General features: G+C 59.4%; 18 protein-coding genes. 6 read left to right on the forward strand and 12 right to left on the reverse strand.

Features of this window, described 5'->3' with window-relative positions:
• Positions 1–18: 18 nt before the first annotated feature.
• The 3 genes from GQR90_RS14265 to betT all read left to right on the forward strand — a co-directional run bounded on the left by GQR90_RS14265 (position 19) and on the right by betT (position 4,990).
• Positions 19–762 carry a response regulator gene (locus GQR90_RS14265; RefSeq protein WP_158774687.1) on the forward strand — a complete coding sequence of 248 codons (744 nt, stop codon included), beginning with the start codon at positions 19–21 and terminating at the stop codon, positions 760–762.
• A 348-nt stretch (positions 763–1,110) separates the two neighbouring features.
• A complete protein-coding gene (locus tag GQR90_RS14270) occupies positions 1,111–2,223 on the forward strand; it encodes a Spy/CpxP family protein refolding chaperone (protein WP_158774688.1) in 1,113 nt (370 codons plus the stop codon).
• Positions 2,224–2,956: 733 nt separating this feature from the next.
• Complete coding sequence (gene betT / locus GQR90_RS14275; RefSeq protein ID WP_158774689.1) at positions 2,957–4,990, forward strand: choline BCCT transporter BetT; 2,034 nt, start codon at positions 2,957–2,959, stop codon at positions 4,988–4,990.
• Between the two features lie 122 nt (positions 4,991–5,112).
• Here betT and GQR90_RS14280 read toward each other — a convergent pair whose 3' ends face one another.
• Genes GQR90_RS14280 through ptsP form a run of 3 tightly spaced genes read right to left on the reverse strand, consistent with a single transcriptional unit; the run spans position 5,113 to position 10,963 of the window.
• Positions 5,113–6,879: a PTS fructose-like transporter subunit IIB gene (locus GQR90_RS14280; protein WP_158774690.1), complete on the reverse strand. Its 1,767-nt coding sequence runs from the start codon at positions 6,877–6,879 to the stop codon at positions 5,113–5,115.
• Complete coding sequence (locus GQR90_RS14285) at positions 6,876–7,949, reverse strand: 1-phosphofructokinase family hexose kinase (protein ID WP_158774691.1); 1,074 nt, start codon at positions 7,947–7,949, stop codon at positions 6,876–6,878. Before GQR90_RS14285 ends, GQR90_RS14280 begins: the two co-directional genes overlap by 4 nt.
• Before the next feature lie 23 nt (positions 7,950–7,972).
• Positions 7,973–10,963 carry a phosphoenolpyruvate--protein phosphotransferase gene (gene ptsP / locus GQR90_RS14290; protein WP_158774692.1) on the reverse strand — a complete coding sequence of 997 codons (2,991 nt, stop codon included), beginning with the start codon at positions 10,961–10,963 and terminating at the stop codon, positions 7,973–7,975.
• Positions 10,964–11,253: 290 nt separating this feature from the next.
• On the opposite strand from ptsP, the gene cra reads away from it, so the two are divergent.
• Entirely contained in the window at positions 11,254–12,285 is a 1,032-nt protein-coding gene (gene cra, locus GQR90_RS14295; RefSeq protein ID WP_158774693.1) for a catabolite repressor/activator, read from the forward strand.
• 43 nt (positions 12,286–12,328) lie between these two features.
• Here the strand turns inward: cra and GQR90_RS14300 are convergent, their stop codons facing one another.
• Positions 12,329–14,713 (reverse strand): ATP-binding protein, encoded by a 2,385-nt coding sequence (locus GQR90_RS14300; RefSeq protein ID WP_158774694.1) that lies wholly within the window; start codon positions 14,711–14,713, stop codon positions 12,329–12,331.
• A gap of 125 nt (positions 14,714–14,838) precedes the next feature.
• On the reverse strand, positions 14,839–15,480 hold the full coding sequence (locus GQR90_RS14305; RefSeq protein WP_158774695.1) for an oxidoreductase: 642 nt from the start codon (positions 15,478–15,480) through the stop codon (positions 14,839–14,841).
• A 255-nt stretch (positions 15,481–15,735) separates the two neighbouring features.
• On the opposite strand from GQR90_RS14305, the gene GQR90_RS14310 reads away from it, so the two are divergent.
• Both GQR90_RS14310 and GQR90_RS14315 read left to right on the forward strand, forming a co-directional pair.
• On the forward strand, positions 15,736–17,934 hold the full coding sequence (locus GQR90_RS14310) for an alkaline phosphatase family protein (RefSeq protein ID WP_158774696.1): 2,199 nt from the start codon (positions 15,736–15,738) through the stop codon (positions 17,932–17,934).
• 54 nt (positions 17,935–17,988) lie between these two features.
• Complete coding sequence (locus GQR90_RS14315; protein ID WP_158774697.1) at positions 17,989–19,002, forward strand: histone deacetylase family protein; 1,014 nt, start codon at positions 17,989–17,991, stop codon at positions 19,000–19,002.
• A gap of 171 nt (positions 19,003–19,173) precedes the next feature.
• Here GQR90_RS14315 and GQR90_RS14320 read toward each other — a convergent pair whose 3' ends face one another.
• The 7 genes from GQR90_RS14320 to GQR90_RS14350 all read right to left on the reverse strand — a co-directional run bounded on the left by GQR90_RS14320 (position 19,174) and on the right by GQR90_RS14350 (position 25,602).
• The gene (locus GQR90_RS14320) at positions 19,174–19,992 is read right to left on the reverse strand and encodes an MOSC domain-containing protein (RefSeq protein ID WP_158774698.1); all 819 of its coding nucleotides are present in this window, start codon (positions 19,990–19,992) and stop codon (positions 19,174–19,176) included.
• Positions 19,993–20,063: 71 nt separating this feature from the next.
• A complete protein-coding gene (gene modC / locus GQR90_RS14325; protein ID WP_158774699.1) occupies positions 20,064–21,245 on the reverse strand; it encodes a molybdenum ABC transporter ATP-binding protein in 1,182 nt (393 codons plus the stop codon).
• Positions 21,238–21,930: a molybdate ABC transporter permease subunit gene (modB, locus tag GQR90_RS14330; RefSeq protein ID WP_158774700.1), complete on the reverse strand. Its 693-nt coding sequence runs from the start codon at positions 21,928–21,930 to the stop codon at positions 21,238–21,240. The genes modC and modB overlap by 8 nt, the downstream gene beginning before the upstream one ends.
• 141 nt (positions 21,931–22,071) lie before the next feature.
• Positions 22,072–22,965, reverse strand: coding sequence for a molybdate ABC transporter substrate-binding protein (gene modA / locus GQR90_RS14335; protein ID WP_233266327.1), 894 nt, complete (start codon positions 22,963–22,965; stop codon positions 22,072–22,074).
• 398 nt (positions 22,966–23,363) lie between these two features.
• Positions 23,364–23,783 carry a DUF6789 family protein gene (locus GQR90_RS14340; RefSeq protein ID WP_158774701.1) on the reverse strand — a complete coding sequence of 140 codons (420 nt, stop codon included), beginning with the start codon at positions 23,781–23,783 and terminating at the stop codon, positions 23,364–23,366.
• Between the two features lie 316 nt (positions 23,784–24,099).
• Complete coding sequence (locus GQR90_RS14345) at positions 24,100–24,789, reverse strand: glutathione S-transferase N-terminal domain-containing protein (RefSeq protein WP_158774702.1); 690 nt, start codon at positions 24,787–24,789, stop codon at positions 24,100–24,102.
• A 93-nt stretch (positions 24,790–24,882) separates the two neighbouring features.
• Positions 24,883–25,602, reverse strand: coding sequence for a glutathione S-transferase N-terminal domain-containing protein (locus GQR90_RS14350; protein WP_158774703.1), 720 nt, complete (start codon positions 25,600–25,602; stop codon positions 24,883–24,885).
• Between the last annotated feature and the right edge of the window lie 178 nt (positions 25,603–25,780).

Below are 25,780 nucleotides of genomic sequence, written 5' to 3' on the forward strand. Positions count from 1 at the left end.
CTTCAAGGATCTCTGAGCATGAGCGACATTCACACCGACACTTCCGATGCCCTGTCACAAACTCAGAAATCACTGATCTTGGTAGTAGAAGACGAGCCCAAGATCGCCAGCCTGTTATGCGACTATCTCGATGGTAGTGGCTACCGCACTCGTCACATCGATGATGGCAATGCGGTAATCGCCGCCTCCCGCGAGGAGACACCGTCACTGGTACTGCTGGACCTGATGCTGCCGGGAACGGATGGTCTAACGCTGTGCCGACAGCTACGCGCTGAAAACAGCCAGCTACCCATCATCATGCTGACGGCTCGCGTCGAAGAGGTGGATCGCCTGCTAGGGCTGGAACTGGGCGCAGACGACTATATCTGCAAGCCGTTCAGCCCGCGTGAAGTCGTGGCCCGCATCAAGGCCGTGCTACGTCGCAGTCAGGCACTTGAGCAAACCTTGTCTGAGAGTTCTGACAAGGGGCAGCTACGCCTCAACGAGGATGGCTGGCAGGCACTGGCAGATGACCAGGATATAGGTCTGACCGCAGTGGAATTCCAGCTGCTCAAGGTGATGATGCAGTCACCGGGACGTATCTTCTCGCGTGATCAGCTGATGGATCACATGTATCGCGATCACCGTATCGTCTCGGAGCGCACCGTGGATTCTCACGTCAAGAAGCTACGCCGCAAGATTGCCACTATCTGGCCAGACCGTGACGTCATTCGCTCCATCTATGCCGTTGGCTACAAGTTCGAGCCTGACATGCTCGAATGACCTCCCGCATCCTGTACGCCGAGCCGTGGGGTGGAAACCCTCATGATTCAAACGTTTGTGCGAAAACATGACTGAAACATGACAACCGACGTCTGTACCCACAGACGGCGGTTGCGTTTTTGTTGCACCCGCAATGCCAATTTCGTACCCGTTACTGTCCGATACTGATGTCACTACCGCAGCACAGAGCAATTGCCTAACAAGAGAACAGCTGCAGCGTTCTCAAGGTATTCAGAAGCAGACAATACGTCAGTTTCTCTACTCAACTGCATAAATCCGGCACATTTACCCCCAAGAGTGACATGACTGAATGATGCCGGCTTTTACTTTCGACACACGGAGTACGCCATGAATCGCATTTCTCGTAAGCTCATCGTTTCAGGTCTTCTGACCGCTCTGGCGCTGCCGATGACCGCCATGGCAGCAAGCGATACCAAGAATTCCGCACACGATTCGTCCAACCGCAAAGCAGGCATGGAAAAGATTCTGGCCAGCTGGAACCTAAGCGACGAACAGAAGCAACAGCTTGATGAGCTCCAGCAGCAACGCATGGAAAGCCGCAAGCAGCTCAAGGATCAGGATTTCAATTCTCGCCAAGAGCGTCATGACGCCATGGAAGCACAGCGCGATGAGCACGCTGCTGCTCTCGCCGAGATTCTCGACGAGAACCAGATGAAGGTGATGCACGCCTATTGGGATGCCGCCAAGCCGATGCACGGCAAGCACGATGGAAAGCGTGACGGTAAGGCAGAGCACCAGAAAGGTGACCAGGCCAAGGCTGGTGACAAGCACATGAAGCGCGGCGGTGATGAACGCATGGCGATGATGGACGCACTGTTCGACAGCTGGAAGCTTGACGACAGCCAGCGCGACAGTCTGAAGTCCAGCTTCGGCGCCATGCGCGATGACATGGCGGCGCTCAAGGACACATCTTTCGACTCCCGTGATGACCGTAAGGCTGCCGTTGCATCACTGCGTGATACCCAGCACGAGCGTCTCGCCAAGGTCCTCAATGACGACCAGATCAAGGTGCTGGACATGATGCACCAGCGCGATAAGCGCGGTGACAAGATGGCAGAGCATGAGCAGCGTGAAGGCATGAAAGCGCTGATCGCTAGCTGGAACCTCAGCGACGATCAAGAGCAGTCGCTCAAGGATATTCGCAAGGACATGCGTCAGGAAATGCACGAAGGCATGAAGCAGGCGCGTGCTGACATGAAGGCAGCCAAGTCTGATGACATGTCGAAGGCGGATCGCAAGGCTCAGCACGAGAAGCAGCGCGAAGCACGCTTGGAACTGCGCAAGGAAGGCCGTGAAAAACTGGCCAACGTTCTCTCCGCTGAACAGCTCGATGCCCTGGAAGCCTACATGGCCAATGGCATGCATCACGGCCCGAAGCACGATCAGAAGCACGGTGGCGACCACACCAAGCCGGCCTCCGACAAGGCATCCAAGGCCTGATCACCGCACGACATGAGCGGGCAAACGTCACGCTGATGTGACGATTCATCCCTTCTGACATGGCCAACGCCGCCCCGATCACATTCCAATGTGGTCGGGGCGGCGTCGTTTTATGCTAATGACGACATACGTCTGTCCCATCGCGACAGGCGATGGCAAAAAGCTGTCGCACGCGCTGTCATGTGGCCTGCAGCCGATTCAATCACGACAGGCTATAAGAGAAAACGACAGTAGTTCGCTATTTTTATGCGCGAGGGGTTATATTTTTATTGAACAATCAATTAACATAATTCTGCGAGGCCTTGAGTATTACTTCGCGTGATGACGACAAGAGGATTCAACAAGACACGTGCCCCACCCCGGGAAACACGCTCAGCCTCCTCCACCGCGCCAGGGCAATACTCAAGACAATGGGCCATGACGGCTCCCCGATAGCTATACCGTCATGACGCACGAATCCGTTTCATGGCATCTCGATGTCTGCCGTGAGATGCCCAGCAATCCTCTCGTCTCCCGATACGCCATATCAGTCATGGCGTCCTTGTCGATATCCCGTGGCTTCCCTCGGCGTTCAGACAAACAGTCTGATGCCTGGCAATGACGCATGATATCGCCACGGAGCGTGTCGTTCGTGTCCGTCTTTCCCGAGCATTTTCCCGACGCCGATAGCGCGGGGAAAGCGTTCAGGAAAGCACCAAGCACGAGTGAATCTTTCCTCTGACAGGAGTTCCTCATGCAGAAACCTGCTTCCGCCGAGAGCGCATCACTGCCCTCGAGTCGCATCAACCCTACCGTCTTCTACGGTTCCATCGTCGGCATTCTGGGCTTTCTCGCCTTCGCGATGTTGTTCACCGAGCAAGCGGACAAGTGGATTGGCAGCGCGCTAGCCTGGACCATCGACACCTTCGGTTGGTTCTACATGCTGGCCATAGTCTCCTATCTGGTATTTGGCGTATTGATCGCCTGCTCACGCTTCGGACGGATACGTCTGGGACCCGATGATTCGCGCCCCGAGTTCTCATTGATGTCCTGGGCAGCGATGCTGTTTGCCGCCGGCATCGGGATCGATATCCTGTTCTATTGCATCGCGGAGCCGCTCTCCCATTACGTCGCGCCGGTCACCGGAGACCCGATGACCCAGGTCGCGATTCGCAACGCAATGGTCGAGACCTTCTTCCACTGGGGGCTCTCCGGTTGGGGCATCTACGTGCTTGCCGGCATGTCACTGGCGTACTTCAGCTATCGCCACCGTCTGCCGCTGGCCATTCGCTCGGCCTTCTATCCACTGCTCGGTAACCGCATCAATGGCCCGATCGGTAACGCCGTCGATATCTTCGCGATCATTTCCACCGTGTTCGGTATCGCCACCTCGCTGGGCATCGGCGTCATCCAGCTGAACTACGGTCTCAAGTTCATGCTGGGCATTCCCGAGAACATCGCCGTCCAGGCGGCCCTGATCGTGGGCGTGATGGTGCTGGCGACCATTTCGGTGATCACTGGTGTCGAGAAAGGCATCCGCCTGCTGTCTGAATTCAACATGCTGCTCGCCACCGCGTTGTTGATTTTCGTACTGGCTGTCAGCGACACCTCCCAGCTACTCAATGCGCTGGTACTGAATATAGGCGACTACTTCACCCAGTTCGTCAGCAAGAGCTTCGACACCTACGCCTACACGCCGGATACCGATGAGTGGATGAGCTCCTGGACCCTGTTCTTCTGGGGCTGGTGGATCGCGTGGACACCGTTTGTCGGCCTGTTCCTCGCCCGTATCTCGCGTGGCCGGACCATTCGTCAGTTCGTGTTTGGTGCACTGTTGATTCCGCTGAGCTTCATGATGGTCTGGATGAGCGTGTTCGGTAACGCCAGCATCGACATGGTCGCCAACCAGGGCGTCACCTCATTGGCTACCGAAGCCCTGAATGCGCCACAGAACACCATCTATACCTTCCTGGAGCAGCTGCCGCTGTCAGGCATCACCACTGCAGTCGTGGCGATTCTCGGCATCGTGTTCTTCGTGACATCGGCTGACTCTGGTGCGCTGGTACTGGCCAATTTCACCTCCATCCTCAAGGATGTGAACCACGATGCGCCGATCTGGCTGCGTATCTTCTGGTCCGCCATCATCGGTCTGCTGACGCTCGCGCTGCTGATGGTCGGTGGCCTCGGTGCGCTGCAAAGCGCCGTGGTCATCACCGCCGTGCCCTTCTCCATCGTATTGATCTTCATGATGATCGGGATGTACAAGGCACTGATGATCGAAGACCGCAAGGAAAACGTGCGCCAGGACAACAGCTGCGTCTATGAAGGTGTCGACTGGCATGAGCGCCTGGATCACGTGCTGGACTTCGCCCAGAGTGGCAGCGCCGAAGCAACGCTCAAGCGCTCTGTCCGTCCGGCACTCAACCAGCTGGCAGAAGAGCTCACCCGACGTGGCCAGGCATCTAGCGTCACGGAAGAGCAAAGCGACGATGAGCCGCTGCCGCGTGTGACGCTGGAAGTCGAGTTCGAGGACACCTCCAACTTCGTCTATCAGGTACGTTCCGTACGTCAGCAGACACCGAGCTTCATCGATGCCAATGACGACTTCTATCTGCGCCTGGCGGTCCACCTTTCCGAAGGGGGTAGCGGTCAGGAACTCAACGGCCTGTCTCGCGCCCAGGTGCTGGATGAAGTCGTTACCGCCTATCAGCAGCACCTGGCCTTCGTGCGTCACGATACGGTCAATGAAGCACCGGTGATGCCAGGAGTGATCGGCAAGCAGTCCTGACAGGGCTGCTCCATCTGACCGTCTTCAGAGAGAGAGCTCTGCAGACGGTCAGACACTAAAAAGCCCCGCTCGGGTAAATAACCGAGCGGGGCTTTTTAGTGTTCAGTTGCCCATGAGCATTCTCAGCTCACGGCAACCGTCTCGACCTGCTGCGCGCCCTTCTTGAGCAGCGCATAACTGATACCGGTGACCAGAGTGCCAGCCACAATGGCGCCCAGATACAGCAGCGGCACATTGATGGCATTGGGGATCAACAGTACGAATAGCCCGCCATGCGGTGCGACCAGCTTGGCACCGACCAGCATCGACAGTGCTCCCGTTATCGCGCCTCCGGCCATGCAGGCCGGAATCACGCGCAGCGGGTCCTTGGCGGCAAACGGGATCGCCCCTTCGGAGATGAAGCATAGGCCAAGCACGAAACTCGCCTTGCCAGCTTCACGCTCCGGCTCGGCAAACTTGCGACGGGCAATGAAGCTTGAAAGCCCCATGCCAAGCGCTGGCACCATGCCTGCCGCCATGATGGCGGCCATCGGGGCGTAGGTCTCGCTGGCGAGCAGACCCACACCGAACGCGTAAGCAGCCTTGTTGACCGGACCGCCCAGATCGAAGCACATCATCGCGCCAAGCAGGATACCTAGCAGCACCGCATTCGCAGACCCCATTGATTCCAGATAACTGGTCAGCGCCAACATCAGGCTCGCCACGGGGGTACCGACCACATAGATCATCACCAGACCAGTGATCAAGCTCGCCACCAGCGGGATGATCAGGATCGGCTTGAGCGATTCAATCGACTGCGGCAGCTTGACGTAACGGCTCAGACCCAGCGCGGTATAGCCGGCCAGGAAACCGGCAATGATGCCGCCGAGGAAACCGGCATCCAGTGTAGAGGCCAGCAAACCGCCGATCATGCCAGGGGTGATACCCGGGCGATCAGCAATGGAATAAGCGATATAGCCGGCCAGTACTGGAATCATCAGCTTGAAGGCTGCACCGCCACCGATCTGCATCAGTGCTGCCGCCAGAGTGCCCTCCTGCTCGAAGGCCTTGATGCCGAAGATGAAGGACAGCGCGATCATCAGACCACCCGCCACCACCATTGGCAGCATGAAGGACACCCCGGTGAGCAGATGCTTGTAAGGGCCACGCTTCTCACCCTGTTGCTGACCACTGCCTTTCTTTTCACTGCCTGCCGACTGGACTTCCGCTCCCGCAAGCGCCTCTTCAATGGTATCGCGCGGCTTCTTGAGCGCCGTGCCGGTCGAGGTACGCCAGACACGCTTGCCAGAGAAACGGGTTGGGTCAACCTCGATATCACAGGCCAGAATCACCACTTCAGCATTCAAGATCTCTTCTTCGGTCAGCGCATCCTGCGCACCGACAGAGCCTTGTGTCTCGACGCGTATCGGATAGCCCAATGCACGACCTGCTTCGCTCAATGCTTCCGCCGCCATGAAGGTATGGGCCACGCCCGTCGGACACGCAGTCACTGCCACGATGGACGGCATCTCTTTGCTAGCCATCGATCGTGATGCAGTGGGAGCCATCGCCGCACTGGCCAGATCACTGCTGTCAAGCGGGCGAGCACGCGACTCTGCCATCAACAGGAAAGCCTCGGGATCCGGAAGCGCTTCCTCAATGGAGGCAATGTGTACCTGCTTGCCAATGAAGCGCTCAAGGCCTGCACTTGCCGCTGGAGAAGCGGCCACGATGATGAGTTCTGCAGCATCCAACTGTGCCTGACTGAGGGTAATCTCAGCCTCAAGCTGAGAGTGCATGTCGACGACAGGGTTCCAGCCCTGGCGACGAGCGGCCTGCTCCAGACGGCGCGCCGCCAGGAAGGTAGTCGCCATGCCACTCGGGCAGGCGGTGACGATAATGACATTCATTGGCGTGGCTCTCCGGCTGTCTCGATATCGGCGGGGACCAATGTCTCGATGCTGGTATGTTGTTGGAGGGTCTTCATCTGTGGAGCGAGCGGATTGCCAGGCCCCGGGTGCGTCACTGCCTCAGCCGACAAGGCCGTTGCAAAGCGCAATATCTGTTCACGCGTGATGGATGAGGCTGCGGGATAACACAGCACGCCGTGCAGCATGGCGGCCAGTAATGTATCGCCGGCACATACGGTACTGACAACCTGCATACGCGGCGGCCGTGCACGCAGCGTATCGGCGCCAGGACTGGCCCATAGCACACCCTCTGGTCCGGCAGAAATCAGTGCTTCACGAATGCCATGTTCCCCAAGTCGGGACAGCGCCCGCTCGCGGGCGGCATCACTGTCCAATGGCTCTCCAGCCCACAGCGCCAACTCCTGCTCATTGGGTTTGACGGCGGTAGGACGTGCCGTGAGGCCAGCTTCCAACGCCGCGCCGCTGGTATCCAGCCAGCAATCCACCGACTGGGCCTGCACGCGACTGATCAGTGATGACAGCTGGGTATGCGTGATACCCGGTGGCAGGCTGCCGGCGATCACTACTGCACTACGCGGACGTTCATCATCACGTCCGCCACCAGGGCCACGCTGATCAATCCACGCATCAATACGGGTTTCCAGGCATGCAAAAGCGGTGGCGTCCACCTGCATGCCAGTCCCGTTGATATCAGTCACGCGGCCACTGCCCTCGCCCAGTTTGACGTTGATACGTGTCGCGCCCGGCACGCGCTCGAAAGCATCCGTCAGACCCCACTCAGCAAAGGCTGCGGTGAAGTCGGTCTGGTTCTCATCCCCCAGAAAGCCGGTCAGCGTGACCGGATGTCCGAGAGACGCCAGTACCCGCGCGACGTTGATACCCTTGCCGGCAGCTTCCAGCTGCGTGCCCTGTGCTCGATTGACCTTTCCCAGCGTCAAACTGCTCAAGGCAATGGTCAGATCAAGGGCTGGATTGAGCGTGACGCACAGCACGGGGCAAGTGCTCACATCGCGCACATCCTCAGTGGCAGTGGCGGTAATGTTCGTCATGACGTCTTTCGTCGCGCTTACCATCACACCGACTCCTGGTTAACGGTATCAACTGCTGCGCCCGACTCATGAGATGCCCTGTCAAGCAGCGCTTCCAGCTCGCGCCGCACGTCTTCAGATGTCGGCTGAATCAGTGCGATACGTGCCTGTTCGCGCGCAGTGGCTAGATCCAACTCGCGTACACGCGCCTTGACCAGCGGAATCTGACGACTGGAGACAGACAACTCATCCACACCCAGTCCAACCAATACGCCGACGGCTTGATCATCACTCGCCAACTCACCGCACACCCCGACCCAGGCACCGTGGGCATGTGCTGCGTTCACCGTCATTTCGATCAGTCTCAACACAGCCGGGTGCAGGCCATCTGCCTGAGCGGAAAGCGTGGCATGGCCCCGGTCAATCGCCAGCGTGTACTGGGTCAGGTCATTGGTGCCGACTGAAAAGAAGTCGACTTCGGGCGCAATACTGGCAGCCGTCAAGGCGGCAGAAGGAATCTCGATCATCACGCCAATCTGCACATCACGCGTGAGCGGCTGGCCGTGCTCGGCTTCATGCGCTGCATCCAGCTCGTCACGTACACGATCGACGATGACACGCGCAGCGCGTAGCTCAGCGAGGTCTTTCACCATCGGGAACATCAAGCGGATAGGCCGTGCGCCGGCCGCTGTCAGTAACGCTCGTACCTGGGTCTCGAGCACCTCAGGGCGTGTCAGCGCCAGCCGAATGCCGCGCAGACCCAGGAAGGGATTGTCTTCCCGCGGCAGCGGCCAGTAGGACAGCGGCTTGTCACCGCCAACATCCAGCGTACGTGCGACCAGCGGTCGGCCATCGAGAGCATCCAACGCTTCACTGTACTGGGCAATCTGTGTCGCCAGATCCGGTGCCTGCGGATGTGCCATGAAGACGAACTCGGTGCGCAGCAGTCCCACACCTTCCGCGCCACGCTCAACGGCGTCACCGGCATGCGCAGTATTCCCCAGGTTCGCGACGACTTCGACGTGATGGCCATCACGTGTCACTGCCCTCTCCATGCGGGTTTCCCATGCGGCAGCCTGACGCTGCTCGCGGCCAGCAATGGCCTCTTCAGCACGTGCACGGCGACTGACAGAAGGTGCGACGCTAACGCGACCCCGCTCACCATCGACAATAAGCTCAGTGCCATCGGCAATCGCCAACACCGTCTGGCCGGCACCGACCACGGCCGGAATGCCCAGCGAGCGTGCCAGGATGGCGCTGTGGGAGGTCGCACCGCCCAATGCTGTCACCAGTCCGCGAACACGTGTGGTATCAAGGCGCGCCACATCAGACGGTCCGATATCCTCCGTCACCAGCACGTGTGGTGTTTCCGGTGCTCTCGGTAGCGGCGTCTGTGTCAGAACGCCCAATACGCGACGCCCGACATCTCGCAGATCTGCGGCGCGTTCGGCCAGCAGGCGGTCTGCCAGGTTTTCCTGCGCGCGGGCGGCACTGTCGATGGCCGACCACCAGGCTGCTTCGGCACTGCTGCCCTCTTCAAGACTTTCACGTGCGGCGGCGAACAGCTCCGGGTCCCCAAGCATCTCTTCATGCATCGAGAGAATCTCGGCCATCTCGGCTCCATCGGCACGATTGACCAGTGCCTGAAGCTGCAGACGCGCCTCTTGGATGCCGACATCAAGGCGTGTGGCCTCGCTATCCGCGCCCGCATCACTTTTTGCGGCGTAATCAAAGCGCGGCAGGCGCATGACCCAGCAGGGAGCAATCGCCATGCCCGGTGACGCTGCCACGGCAGGTACCACACTATCCGCCGCCGGTGCCTGTATGTCCGGCGCCTGCTCGGCTGATTCCATCACGGAGACACCCGCTGTCGGGCGCTGGTCCGCCAGTGGCTCAACGGCTTCACCCAACCCTGCCTCCACCACGGCGACCATGATCGCCAGCGCGGCTTCACCCTTGGCCTGATCGTCCCCCGCGACACTGAATACCAGTGTCTGACCACGACGCGCGCCCAGTCCCAACACCTTGGTCAAACTGGCGGCACTGACGACTCCATCCCCGCCCTCCTCAAGGCGTAGCGACGGAATTACACCGTAGCGCTCACCGGCGTCACGTGCGGCCTGCACCAACTGCTTCGCCGGACGCGCATGCAAGCCGTGTGCATTGAGGAGTGTCACGCGGGCCAGCTGTGCCGAGGTAGATTCACCCGACAACCGCGCCAGCAAGGCGGATGCCGTGAGGCCGGGCAGGCGCTCACCATTGCCGTCTTCCAGCAACATGAGTAGACGTTCGAGCAGCGGACGATGCTGTTGTTGATGCGTCTCAAGCGCGAGACAGGCCAGTGCATTGATGCGTCCGTGACGCGTCTCCAGTGTTTTCTCGGGAGTCACGACGGCCAGTCCAGCCTGAGACACGTCTCGATCTGATTGCACCAGCCAGATGCCTTGCCCTAACGCACGCGGTTCAGCCGACAACATCGCGCCGATGAAGTCATCACCGACACAACCGGCCTGGCGCAGCCGCGCGGCCGCCGCGAGAATCAGCTCATCACGATCACGCGCGGGAAAGCCCGCCAGCACGGTATCAGCGTCCAGACGCGCCGGTTTCACCTCTTGGCCCAGCTCCGCGAGAATCTGCTCCGGCTCGCGAGCGGTTGCCAAACGCTCACTGACGCCTTCTCGGTCTAGCACACGAGTCAACGCACGTAGAATATCGAGGTGCTCATCAGACTGGGCAGCAATCGTGACCAGCAGATAGACGCGATTGCCATCATGCCACTCCACCCCTTGCGGGAATTGCAGCACACGCACCCCCGTCGCGAGAACGGCCTCACGGCTCTCGGGCGTACCGTGAGGAATCGCGATTCCCTGCCCCAGATAAGTCGAAGACTGTGCCTCGCGGGCCAGCAGTCCCTCGCGATAGGCGGGTGTGGCACGTCCACCCGCTACCAGCGCATCGGCGGCCTGCTGTAGAGCATCACGCCAGTCACTGGCATGGGCGGCGAGGAAGATATCCTCACGATCAAGGCTGAGCATGGCAGGCTCCTGGAGGCCCCTCTCACAGACGGGCTCTAATGGAATGGCACATATCATCACGGCGATGACACTTAGATGAATCGTGTCACCTATTGAGTTTGATGCTGGAGGGATTATGGGATTTTATCAAGTCATAAGCTGCCAAAACCCGCTATTCCCTACTATACCTTGGGCGTAGGCCCGCCTGTGATAAGGGATAGCGTCAATAATTTGCACCTGGCTTCACAAGTACGCATCATCTTGTCACGGTGTCGCGGCAAGCGGCCCACTTCCTCAGCAAGGACAGCGGCATGACCCTGGCAGAAATCGCTCGCCTCGCGGGCGTATCAAGGACCACCGCCAGCTATGTGGTCAACGGACAGGCACGGGCACGGCGTATCAGTCCACAGACCGTGGAGCGAGTCATGGCCGTGGTGCAACGCCATCATTATCGCATTGATGCACAAGCGGCGGCGCTGCGACGTGGTGAAAGTCGCACCTTGGGATTCATGCTGCCGGACCTGGAAAATGCCAGCTATGCACGGCTGGCCAAACTATTGGAGCGCGGCGCACGCGAGCGTGACTATCAGCTATTCATTGTCTGCTCTGACGATGTGCCGGATACCGAGCGTGAACTGGCACGCATGCTGAAGGCGCGTCGCGTGGATGCGCTGATCACGGCTAGCTGTCTGGCTCCGGAAGACCCCTTCTACCGCGAACTGGGGCTGGATGGCTTCCCTGTCATCGGCGTTGACCGAGCGCTGGATACACATCATTTCGCCAGTGTCGTGAGCAACAATGAAGATGCCGCGCGCCAGTTGACGGCCGCCGTGTTGGAGCATTCCCCGCAGCGACTGCTGTGGCTGGATGCGCTGCCGGACATGGCGATTTCACAGGAGCGCGCCCAAGGCATGCAAGCAGCGCTGAAGGATTATCGCGATCAAGCGGGCAGTCTACCGATAGAAGAGACGACGCTGCATGCCGCACGTTATGAGCGCGATGCTGGCGCGACGGCATTGAAGGCTTATCTCGAACATTCGCCCATGCCTGAGGCCATCGTGACGGCCTCTTATACTCTGATGGATGGTGTGCTCGACGTATTATTCAGTGACGGGACGCCGACCAATCCACCCAAGGCCATGGCCAGCTTTGGCGATGACCGTCTGCTGGATTTCCTGCCGCTGCCCATCCACTCATTACCCCAGTGCCACCAGCGTATTGCCGACACCACACTGGCACTCGCATTGCAGGCCATCAAGGGCAAAACCATTCCAGGTGTCACACTGGTCGAGCGCGAACTACGCCGACGCCTGGCAGGGACTCAGCACGGCCGTCAGCGCTAAATCCCACCGCGGATGTGAATGTATTGATAGCGAGGCATGCGCATCAGGCATTGTCTGTCACGCGATAATCACGAATCTCGGCCAGCAATGCACTGACGGCGGCTTCGATACGCGCACGAGGTGCATGCGCTGCCAACTGCTGCTCAAGCAGCCGAGCGGCATCGCTCAGGAGCACGTGACCCAGCGTGGCAGCACTGCCGTTCAGCAGATGCGCTTCATGGCGAAGCTGGGCAAGGTCCATGCAATCCAGTGCATGCGTGAGCCGCTGATACTGCTGGTTCAACTGTTCGTCAAAGACCTGCTCCAACGCTGCAATGCTGTCTGCATCCAACTCATCGTGCAGAGCCCTTTCCTCGCCCGATGCGCTGGCCGCTGTGCTCACGCCTCTCGGCTGCTGAAAGGCAACGTTCGGTGCTGCTGTCACTGTCCTGGTCTTGTTCACGCCATGGAAGGCTTGCTCGAACGTTGCCGCCTCGAAGCCTTCTGCCTCAGAAGGCGCGATGCGCCATTTCCCTTTTTGATCGACCTGCCAGCGCACCAGCATGTTTGCGAGCTGCTGACGTCGCATGGGTTTGGACAAGAAATCGTTCATGCCCGCGGCCAGGCAACGTGCCCGCTCACCGGCTTCAACATTGGCGGTCATGGCCACAATCAAGCTGGGTGGGCGCTCTTCGCTGCGCTCCAGTGAGCGCCAACGGCGCGCGACTGCAAAGCCATCCAGTTCGGGCATGCGTAGATCAAGCAATACCAGCACGACGTCCCGATGGCTTGCATGCCAGGCTAACGCTGCCTTGCCGCTCTCAACCGCAGCCACCGAATAGCCCAACCCACTGAGCATCGCACGCGCCACTTCACGGTTGATGTGATTATCATCGACCACCAGCACCTGCTCGCCACGGCTACGCGATAAAGCGCGTGAATCATCCGGTGGCTCGAGAAGACTCGATGTTCGTGTCAGCGGTAGCTCGAACCAGAAGCAGGCTCCCTTGCCGGAGCGACGCTTGACACCCAGCCGCCCTCCCATCAGCTCGACCAGACGGCGCGAAATCGAGAGTCCAAGTCCAGTGCCGCCGAAACGTCGTGCCGTTGACAGGTCACCTTGAGTAAAAGGCTCGAACAAATGAGCGGCCTGCTCATCAGTGATACCAATGCCAGTATCATCGACCTCAAAACGGATACGGCCAGCTGGCAATGACTCCACCCGCAGACTCACCTCCCCCTGCTCAGTGAACTTGAAGGCATTGGAGAGCAGGTTGAGCAACACCTGACGCAGACGCACCGAGTCGCCCATCACGTGCTCTGGCAGCAGAGGAGAGCGACGGTCAACAAAGATCACTCGCGTGTCGTCCATCAACGGCAACAGCAGATCAATCACGCCATTGATCGCCAGATGGATATCAAACGGACGGCGCTCGACACTCAGCTTGCCGGCTTCGATCTTGGAAAAGTCCAGTACGTCATCGACCAGCCCCATCAAGACCTCGCCACTATCGCGCAGGCTGGTAGCATAACGACGAGCACTGCAGTCCAGCGGCTCGGCAAGCAGCAACTCACTCATGCCGATCACCCCATTGAGCGGCGTGCGAATCTCGTGGCTCATGGTGGCCAGAAAATCCGACTTGGCGCGATTGGCCTGCTCGGCACGCGCGGCCTCGTGCTTGAGAGCAGAAGACAGCATCAATAGCTGTTGCCGGGATTTCTCGCGCCCGCGAGCCTGCAACCAGAGCTGTCGACTGACCATCAACGTGGCCAGCAGCATCAACCCCAACAGCAACAGCATCAGTCGGACAAGCTGGTCACGACCATGGCGCTCGGTCGTCAGTTCCTCCGCCAATCGTGCCCTGACACGCAGCAATAGTGTTTGAGTCGAATCGGTAACGGCATCGCCAAGCTCTTGCAGGTCCTCAATACTGGCCGTATCCGGCGCCGCATCGGTGTCGCGCCAAGGCGCTAGCCGTGTATCGATATAGTCGACCTGATTCATTATTTCATCGGCCAGCAACGGCACCGCCGGCAACGTCATCAGATGACGTTGAAAATCACCGCGACGGAAGATATAGGTACGACTGTAGAGCAGCTCGTAAGTCTGCAATGTCTGTTGCCAGATCAGCTTCCGTTCCGGCTCACCTGCCTTGGGATAACGGGATATCATGGAGGCAAAGCTAATCGCTTCTCGATCCAGCTGGTAGATGGACCAAACCGCATCATCGCGCGTGCGATCTTCCAGGCGGACCTGGTTATGCAACGTGATGCCGCCTACCCCCAACGCAGCCAGCAGGCAGGCAATACTGATGGCCATGCCCAGCCACAAGGGCCAGCGCGCTTGAGCGGCAGGAGTCAGCGCATCCGTGGCATCAGATGACAACGCGATGTGTGACGCCTCCTCCTGCTGATCAGGTGGCGGTGATGAGTCCGGCTGCCGCTTCACTGCATGACTCCAGATTCAAGGGCTAGCAAATGACCACGCCTTCGTAAACGCTATTGCACAGGCATGCCGAAGATAACTGGCACTGCGGTCAATGGTGTTGACGAGAGAAAGCACCACCCGCGCCATCATTTTATATTCAACTCGTTGACCTGCCATACGCTACGAAAGCGAATCTGCTCGTTGAGCAGTTCAGGATGAGCATCGAAAGGATAGAGAATGAACAGCGGCCCAAGATCACGCACCGGCATTCGCTGACCATCACGCTGGGTGGCAAGCAAGACGTCATAGTCTTCGATATCACTGATGGGAATATCGGCGGAGAATTCATTGAGAGCACTCACCTTCAGTGAAGTGACCTTATCGGCAACACGGTTTATCAGCTCACGTATCAGCGGACCGCTGAAGATGACACGGCCTTGTGTCCAGGGAGTATGAGTAGCCATCACGCGGGAAGGCAACGCTTCCAGCATGTCCATATCGAAGTGCGCCTGAGGTGAGGTGCTAGTGCCGGCATTGCCACAAGTAACAGCGCCATTGATCATCAGTACCACGGCCCCCTTCGGTGCCGGTAGACAGTCATTGGCCGCGAGGAAATGACGCTCACCTGGCATGAAGGTCGTCTCGGCAGCGATGGCTGCCTGGCCGATCATTCCCGCCAGCACAACTGCGCCAAACGTGAGAGTACGCCTTGCATATACCTGCCACAGACTGCCTTGTCTGGACTCGACCCTTGCTAGCGACGGACAACCTGCCGACTGCTCATTCATGCTTTTTCCCATGCTATTGTGCGAACGCCAAGCTCGGCAAGGTGCCAACTCTACGCTAGCTGGTCTGTCAGTTGCGAGTCTGTATTGAGCACTCAGCATCGCCTTCCCTGAGGCATCGTGAAGCTGGATGATAGTTGGATGGAATGTATCTTGAGGCGGCTAGCGCATTGCACTCATGCGCACTCACGCTGTCCATGTCCTTAGCTGCCCGACGATCGCCCCCTATCCTTATCATCAATCGAGTCCGTTTTATCAATGCCTGATTCCCGTGCTCCTCTCGAGACAAATGATACCCTGCCCCGTGTGCTGGCTGGCCCGATACTGCGTCGTGTCACACCAGAGGGCGTCATGCTGTGGCTGGTCACATCACGCCCACAGCAGGCACGCATCTGGTTATTGCCCGAGCATGATGACCAGCCGCTGCCATCAGGAGAAGACCATCTTCCTCAGCAGGCAAGCTGCACGCTGACAGAGCATCTGACGATGCCACTTGGCACGCACGCCTGGCTGATGTTGATCGAGGCACATCCAGCCACTCCTCTACCCGCAGACAGAGCCATCGCCTATGAGCTGGCGCTTGCCGAGCGCGATATCCCGCTCACGACAGGAGCCGACGCGACAGACGTGATGCCAGCAAGCACGGCTGCAGCAACGGCTGCGAATGCACGGGAGAATACATGGCATGGCATTGCCGACTGGGGCCCCGAGATCTGCTATCCCGACGAGCCACTGCCGCGCTTCCGCTTGCCTTCCAGGCTAACGCGCATTGCTCATGGCAGCTGCCGTAAACCGCATCACGGTCTCACTGAAAAGGAGACGGAACAGCACGCTGGCAGTATCGACATAGCGCAGGTGAACGGGCCCGCTGGCGATGGGCTGGTCGCACTGGACAGCTGGCTCGCCAAGCGCCGCGATGACATGCGCGAATGGCCAGAGGTGATGCTGTTTACGGGTGACCAGATCTACGCCGACGATGTGGCCGGCCCGATGCTGGGTGCCATTGATCAGTTGATTGCCGGACTCGGCTTGCCGGAGGAGACGCTGATGGGAGCCGAGGTGTCAGATACCCGCGAGCTGCGCCAGCACCCCTCGCACCTTTATCATCGTCCGCAGTTACTCCCCGACATGCCTGCCAACGAAGGGCTGGCCGCCAGTTTCTTCGGTGCCAAACGCAAGCCCATCTTTACCTCTACCGGTGCTGACAATCACCTGATCGGTCTGTCGGAAGTGCTCGCCATGTATCTATTGGTGTGGTCGGACGTGCCGTGGAATGCGCTGAGTATCGAGTTGGAAGACCCCAAGGCACTTGAGGGGCATGATGCAGCCACCTGTCAGCGGCATGCCGAAGAAGCCCGTCACGTGCGGCGCTTTCGCGCGGGGCTGGGCCAGGTACGGCGCCTGCTGGCCAATGTACCCAGTCTGATGATTTTCGATGATCACGATGTTACCGATGACTGGAATCTCAGCGCTGCCTGGGAAGAAGCCGCCTATGGGCATCCCTTCTCGCGGCGCATCATTGGCAATGCTCTGACCGGCTACCTGCTGTGCCAGGGTGCAGGCAATGCCCCCGAGCCGCTGCGCCAATTATTGGATGAGGCCTCGGAACTATTTACCGATGCGCTGCTCACGAAGTCGTCCTTTTCAAGCTCCCCCGCCAACATGCCGAGTGGCGAATCATCCACCAGCACAACGACAGACCATCATTTCAATGTCGACCTTCAGGATGCGCTGATCACGAATCTGGAGCGCTGTGAGCGCTGGGACTATCAGTTGGATACCACGCCCGCGCTGATCGTGGCGGACACTCGCACCCGTCGCTGGCGCAGCGAGCGCAATCTCGCCAATCCATCTGGACTCATGGACTGGGAAGCTCTATGTGATCTGCAACAACGCCTGGTGGAACATCGCGCCGTGGTACTGGTGTCAGCGGCACCCATGTTTGGCGTCAAGTTGATCGAATCCATCCAGAAACTGTTCACGCTCGCTGGTAAGCCACTGATGGTCGATGCCGAGAACTGGATGGCGCACCGGGGTGCGGCCAGCGTGATGCTCAACATCTTCCGTCATTCGCGCACGCCGCAGCACTTCGTGATTCTCTCCGGTGACGTGCACTACTCCTTCGCCTACGACGTGCGCCTCAGGCACCGCCGCTCGAGTCCACATATCTGGCAGATCACCAGCAGTGGTATCCGCAATCGCTTCCCGGTCGGTCTTCTCGATGTGCTTGATCGCCTCAATCGCTGGCTGTATGCCCCGCGCTCGCCCCTCAATCTGCTGACGCGACGACGCAACATGCACATCACGCCACGGCGTCATGATGCGGCCAGCCATGGTGAGCGACTGCTGAATGCCTGCGGTATCGGGCTGGTCGATCTCGACGCGGACGGCCGTCCGATTGCGATCCGCCAGCTCACGACCAGCGGCGAGGAGATTCACTTCCTCCCTCAGCGCTGACACGTCGCCTTCATGCATCATTTGAATGCCACCGCCCGACTGCGAGAGATCTGCATGCCCATCGTCCCGCTGCACTCTTCAGCGCCTCCTGCCGCCGCTTCCAAAGCGTCAAGCGATTGCCCACCGCTGGCGCTGATCCACCACCCCGGCTATCGGATCGCCCTGCCGGAGAAGCACCCCTTTCCGATGGACAAGTTCAGCGTGCTCAAGCGACTGCTGGACCATCAGCTGGCCCAGTATCCCCAAGCCGTCGAATGGGTGACTCCCGTCCCCGCTGACGAGGATGACCTACTGCAGGTGCACACCCGGCGCTACGTTCACGAATTCCTGACTGGTACGCTCAGCACACAGGCGCAGCGGCGCAGCGGCTTCGTGTGGAACGAGGCATTGCGCGAACGTAGCGTGCTGGCCGTCGGCGGCACCCTGGCCACCGTGCGTGAAGCACTCGCGCGCGGACTGGCTTGCAATACGGCCGGTGGTACACACCATGCACATCCTGAAGCAGCCAGCGGGTATTGCCTGCTCAATGACATTGGCGTAGCAGCACGCCAGGCGCTCGATGAAGGAGTGCGCCAGGTACTGGTGGTCGATCTCGATGTGCATCAGGGGGACGGTACGGCGCTGATCTTTGCTGACGAGCCGCGCGTCTTCACGCTCTCGCTGCACGCCGAGAGCAACTTCCCCGCACGCAAGCGGCGCAGTGACCTCGATGTGCCCCTGCCCAAGGGCATGGGCGACGACGACTATCTGGACGTGTTGTCGCGCACTTTGGATGAGGTGTTGCCACGCGTACGTCCTGAGCTGGTGATCTTCGATGCCGGCGTCGACCCGCATGCTGCGGACCGCCTGGGCCATCTGGAACTGACGGATGCTGGCCTCTACCGGCGTGAGCATCATGTGATCGAACGCTGTCGCGCCGCGGGCGCAGCTGTGGCCTGCGTGATTGGCGGCGGCTACGACCGCGATATCGAGGCGCTCGCCTGGCGTCATAGCCAGCTGCACCGCGCGGCGCTTGATGTCTGGCGTGAAGCGCACGGCCAGCCTGCGCTATTCGGGCCTCCCACCTGACCCCTTTCAGTGATCTGTGCGCAATGAGACAAGTGCTGAAGCGACGAAAACGACAGAGCCCGCCACCTTCCGGTGACGGGCTCTGCGTTCAATATGGTGGCGTCAGACCTACGATAGCGGAAGGCGACTCATTGACCCGTCATCCAGTAGACCGTCACTGAGACCTCTCCGTCATTGATGCGTGATCACTTCGACGTCATCACCGACATGCACTGTGACATTGCCGTGCGCGAGATCCAGTGCGATCAGATTATAGCCAAAGTGTACCTGGCCATCATCAAAGCGCCGTACCCGCGCCAGTGTCGCCAGCGGCTCCTTGTCATCACGCTTGAGACCCGTGGCAGGATCGACATTGACCATCGCGCACCGCGTACAGGATGACACCAGTCGGAAGCGCACGTCGCCAATCCGCACTTCCTGCCACTGATCTTCAGCCCAGGCATCGGCACCACTGATGACCAGATTGGGCCGGAATTGATCCATGCCATGATCGGCCGTCGGTGTCTCGGCATTCAGCGCCGCCAGTGAAGCCTCATTGGCCAGCAGCAGCGGAAAGCCATCGGCGGCACTGACGCGTTGATCAATCACATCACGATAGCGGGTCGATTGCTCACCGAGCCACACCAGTCTCACCGCCATGCCGACCTGCTTGCTCAACCAGGCATCTGCCTCATCGCTGACACTCAGAGCCGTGAATTGGTCGGCCCACACCTGGATATCGAGGCGCTCGGCCTGAGGGTCCGTCGCGAAGGTTATCTCACCACATTCGGGTCTATCGAGGTGAGCAAGCCGCCAGTGCCCCGCGCCTTGCTCACGCAGGGACAGACGCTGCAGTAGCGGATGCGTGCGCGCCGTCACGAACTTGCCCCGTGCGGCGACTATGACAAAGCGACGGTCCTGCACCAGCCCTTCTTCACCGACCACGGCCGACTCAAGTGCCTCACCAGCACCCGACTTCATCGGATAACGCCACAGATGGGCCAATTGCATGGAGATCTTCCTTGTAAGAGAGGGTCTGACGCAGCATGCCAGAAAGACGGTCAATCGACACGCTGACCGTCTCAGCGGGCCTTCGCGTCTGGCGCAGGCTGAGCAGCGGGCCCGGAAAGCGACTCCAGTGCATCATCAGAGGCATCCAGGCTGATCACGTCAGGGCCAGACAGCGCGACGCTGGAAATCAGAGCCTTGACGCCAAGTCCGACCTTGAGCCCCAGCTCACGACATACCAGGCGGTCCACTCGCGCTCTCACACGCTGCCCGGCAATACCCAACACCAGCTCAGCGCTGGCATGTCCGCGCTCGGTCTCTATCTCATGTATCACCGCAGGTAGTACATTGCGCAGGCTGGTGTGCTCCGGTGTCTTGAGTGCAATGCTGATGTCACGTGCACGCAGCCGCAAGCGGACGCGCCGTCCAACAGGCATCGCCAGACGCGCCAGCTGCAGGCTCAGCCCAGCGCCCAACCCCAATCGCGTCAGCTGCCACTCATCATCATGAGAGAGCACTTCTGCACTGAGCAGCGAACCGGCCTCGAAGCGGCCCGTCTGAGGAGCCAGATCAAGCCGCGACAGCATGTCACCAATCTCGCCACTGGCCGTGATACGACCGTTATCCACCAGCGCCAGTCGATCAGCGACGGCAAAGAGCTCACGAGTATCGTGGCTGACGAACAGTATCGGGATCTCGATCTCACGCGCCAGCCGGCCGATGTACTGCAACAACTCTTGTTTGCGTGCGCCATCAAGACCCGTCAGCGGCTCATCAAGCAGCAACATGCGAGGGCGTGACAGCAGCGCACGGCCGATAGCGACACGCCGAGACTCGCCCCCGGATAGCTGTCCGGGCATCCGAGCGAGCAAATCCTCTATGCCCAGCAGCGTCACCATCTCGTGCAGGCGAGCACGATTCTCCTGACGCTTGGCAGGCGTAAGCGCGCGTGGCATTCCATAACAGAGGTTGCCGCGCACGGTGTAATGCGGGAAGAGACGCGGCTCCTGGAAGACCACTCCCAGCTGACGACGATGAGCCGGCACGAAGACGTTATCCTCACCACCGGCGAGGCATTCGCCTGCCAGCCGTAGATGGCCATGATCCGGACGTTCCAGACCAGCGATCAGCCTCAGGATGCTGGTCTTGCCACTGCCCGAGCGGCCAAACAGTGCCGTGACGCCACGCGCAGGCACCTTGAGGGTGGCATCCAGCTGAAAGGTGCCTTGCAGACGGCTGAGATGGAAATCAAGCATCACGCCCCTCCATCCGCAAGCGAGCACGACGCGCCAGCCATTCAGAAGACAGTAGCGAGATCATTGCGATGACGACCGCTATTGCACACAGCCGCGCGGCGGCATTCTCCTCCCCTGGCGTCTGGATCAGGGTATAGAGCGCCAGCGGCAGTGTGCGGGTTTCGCCAGGAATATTGGCGGCAAAGGTGATGGTGGCCCCGAACTCAGACAACGCGCGAGCGAAGGCCAGGGTGCCACCGGCAAGAATCCCCGGCAGCGACAGTGGCAGCGTCACGGTCAACAGCACACGTAACGGATTAGCCCCCAAGGTGCGCGCAGCCGCCTCAAGCCCGGGGTCAATGGCCTCAAGCGAGAGCCGCATGGCGCGCACCATCAGCGGGAAGGCCATCACGGCAGCCGCCACGGCAGCCCCCTGCCAGGTAAAGGGCAGCACGATGTCGATCTTTGCCAACCATTGCCCGATGGTGCCATTGCGCCCAAAGGTAATCAGCAGCAGATAGCCCACCACGACGGGCGGTAGCACCAGCGGTAGATGTAACAGACCGTCTACCAGCGCCTTGCCGCGAAATTCGCGGCGCGCTAGCCACCAGGCAGCAGCAAAGCCGGGAATCAGGCTCACACCGACGGCCACACAGGCCACCTTGAGACTCAGACTCAGGGCTTCCCATTCCAGGGCACTCAGCATCGGCTCTCCTCGAACATGGTGGTGATCCTCCTCAAACAGGCAACAGCTCACTATTGCGCACCGTTTGGCCACCGCACAGCAAGCAACTCATTACACCAGTGTATCTGTCGTCCATGACGCCGTCATGGACGGTGTAGGTTCTCAAGAAGACGTATCGGCCGCAGGAGCAAGCTTGGCCCCCTGCAAGGTCGTGAAGCCGAAGCGGTGGAAGATGGCACTGGCTTCATTGGTACTTAGCCAATCGCGGAAGACCTCGGCCTCCGCGCTGGGCGACTCACCGCCTCTGCTGATCAATGCGGCAGGATAATGAATGGGATCATGACTGGAATCCGGCAATAGCCCTATCTGGTGCACACGGTGGCTGATGGAAGCATCAGTGGCATACACGATGCCCAACGGCGCCTCACCATGCTCGACCAGCGCCAGCGCCGCACGCACGTCTTCTGCACTCGCCAGATGCGAACGTAGCGCCTCCCACTGCCCCAGTGATTCCAGTGACTGACGGGCATAGATGCCGGCAGGCACATGGTCCGGATCACCCACGGCCAGGCGCGTGTCATCGCCAGTGGCGGTCAGGCGCTCTGCGATATTGGTGACATCCGCGCCATTGCTGAGCGTAGGATCAAGCTCACTGGGACCCGGGGCGACCAGCGACAGGCGATTGCCCAACAGATCATGACGCCCCGTCACCACGATACCGGGCTGCTGCTCAAGCCAGTCCATCCAGCGCTCATTGGCGGACAGATACAGCTGTGCTGGTGCACCACTGGCCAGCTGGCGCGCCAGGGTCGACGACGATGCATAGACCGGCATGATGTCGACCTCTGCCAAGCGCTCATAACGAGCCTCGATGGCATCCATCGCATCGTGCAGTGATGCAGCGGCCATCACGCGGATCTGCGGACGTTCATCTGCCTGTACCGGTGCCATATACAGACTGATCAACAGCGTCGCTACGCCACCCGCCAGTAAATGCCCGCGGGAAAGCTTGCGAGGCGAAGAGAGATAACACGTCATTCGGGGCAATCGAAACATCGAGCCGTCCTTGATCATGAACAGGTGAAAGCATCACACCATGATGACAAGAAAAGGCCTGAAAGCGCCATGGTTTGAGAGTCGAGGATCAGCTGTGCAAACCATCTGACCGGCCCTGCGTCGGATTCATCGCCGAAAGACGGACCAGGGCCTGCCCCTCCAGCCCAGCCACAATCTGCTTTCGGCTGGATAACTGTCAGGGCTCTTACTGTGGTGAATGCCGCTGTCCGTAGCCAGTATGTTATTGAGTAAACGCGTCCGAAATGTTGAATTACGATGGGTTTGTGATCTATTAGCCCTGAATGGAACGCCGAAGCTCAGTTGCCGCCGGAGCGGCCGTAGGCCGACAAGCGAATCCGAAGCGCGGTAACGCGCCGTTGACGTCAACCGGTAAGCCGCTAACCAAGTTTCGAGTAAGCGTAGCCGAGCACAGCACCAAAGAAGATGTGCAGCATGAGCGAAGCCATCGTAACCATAGGACCGATACCCAAGGCGAAAAGACCGTTACCGGCCAATGGCATGAAGGCGATCATCATACCCAGCCACGCCAGAACTCCGACGACGATGCCAGATACTACATATCCGCCCGGTAGCTGCCGATGAAACATCGCAAACAGCACACCCCAGACAGCGCCCAGGACAAAATGCAGAATCCAGGCAATGGCAGGAGTGACGGACATGCCAAATGCTCCGAGTGCATCTGTCCAGTCGGTAATGACATTGAATGCAGGCATGACGCCCATCATGGCCTTGATGATCATCAGCGCGGATAATGCAATCGTGGCAATAAGGCCGGCAAAAATTCCTCTTAGAAACATTTTCTATCTCCTGTTCAAGCATGGTTGAAGACTACGAAGTCTCTTGCTGATCCCGCGCTCTGCGAGGAGCAGTCTCCAGAATTCTGGCAAGACCGCTGCAGACAGTTACCTTGGTTTTTTCTGGCCCTCTGTCGGTGCTTTTTTTCGTTGTAACTTCCACGAACGAGTCTGAAGATCAGGTTCCGGCGGCCTTGGTGTGCAAATCTTGTGGACATCTGCCGCGCAAGCTCAGCGCACTGATTGAGCATATTCGTCGCCACGTGCCGGCAGACTGGCAACATCAACCTATTACCGAACGATCGTCAGTGTCTCCTGCTTACGATTGCTGACCAAACAGGTGACGACGTGCTTCTTCATCCATCGCCACATTGGCCGCCGGATTGATGTCATCGATGCGCGCCATCGCTCGCTTCACGCCGTCACGCTCCGCCATACGAGTGCGATAGGCGGCGACTGCCGGGAAGTTTGCCAGATCAATCCCCTGCTTCTCGGCCTTCAGCCACGGCCAGATGGCCATGTCGGCAATGCTCACGGACTCACCTGTCACGAATGAGTGTCCTTGCAGCTGACGTTCCAGCACGCCGTAAAGTCGCTCACCTTCTTTCATGTAACGCTCGATCGCGTAGTTCACCGGCTCGGGCGCGTAATGCTTGAAGTGGTGAACCTGCCCCAGCATCGGCCCCAGTCCGCCCATCTGCCAATGCAGCCACTGCAGAACATCATTGCGGGCGCGCACTTCACGCGGCAGGAACTGCCCTGTCTTGTCAGCCAGATACTCGAGAATCGCGCCGGACTCGAAGACCGAGATCGGCTCGCCACCATCGGCAGGCGCATGATCGACGATCGCCGGCATGCGATTGTTGGGCGAGATGGCCAGAAATTCTGGCGTGAACTGCTCACCCTTGCTGATGTTCACTGGAATGAGGCGATACTCGAGACCGGCCTCTTCCAGAAATATCGTGATCTTGTGGCCATTGGGCGTGGTCCAGTAATACAGATCAATCATGCTGCACTCCTCAAGCAGGGCACGATGAAAAAGGCCCGGTCGCCCTGAAGCGTCCGAGCCTTCGTGAAGATCGTCAGCGAATCACGTGACGCGCTACTGCGGGATATCGCAGGCACGCGGCGACTTGCGTGCCATGCCGTCATAGAGGTCCATCATGCGCTCGCGCCACTGCACCAACGGGTCACTGGCGTCTTCCGTCTCACCGAAGGGTGAGGTTTCCGACACGATATGGGCCCAGATGAAGAAGCCGAAGACAAGATAGTCCGCCGCCGCCGGTGCATCACCATCCATGAACGGCTGGCTACCCAGCAAGCCACGCAGCGGCTTGAAGGCGTTGTCGAGAATGCCGCGTGCGACCTCGACATTGTTGAACTCTTCAAATGACATGCCAAAGCGCTCCTCGCGGGCGCTCTGGAAGTATTCGCGGTCATCCGGATGAATGGCCTGAACCAGGTCCAGCGCCACCAGGCGGAAGAAACCGACGGCCATGACCTGCTCGGTATAGACCTTGACGAAATTCAGGCGCGCCTGCGCCAGTGCATCCCCGATCAGCGGACCATCACCGGCATTCGGGTAGTGCTCGTCCAGATGCTTGAAGATGTCATAGCTGTCCATCGACACGCCAAAGTCATCCTTGAGCACCGGTACCGTGGTGGATTCACAGAAACCGATCGGGCTCTTGTCGGTGAACAGCATCGGTGCGAGTTCCGCCTTGATGCCCTTGTGGGCCAATGCCAGGCGTGCACGCCAGCAGAACGGCGAGAAACGCAGACGATCATCACGGCCACGCAATTCATACAATACTGGGGTCATACAAATATTCTCCGGCGTCAATGAACCTTCTTTCAGACGTCAGCCGTCACCTGCGCACGTCCGATCTCTGAGAGAGTTTTGGACGCTGTGACGCATAAATGCAAGAAGAATGAGCACTCATTCAATTTTGAAAAGGTGTCATGTCCCACCCTCCCTCATAGCGCAACCTTATTGCCGC

Origin of the sequence: Cobetia sp. L2A1, from assembly GCF_009796845.1 — a bacterium.
Classification (GTDB): domain Bacteria; phylum Pseudomonadota; class Gammaproteobacteria; order Pseudomonadales; family Halomonadaceae; genus Cobetia.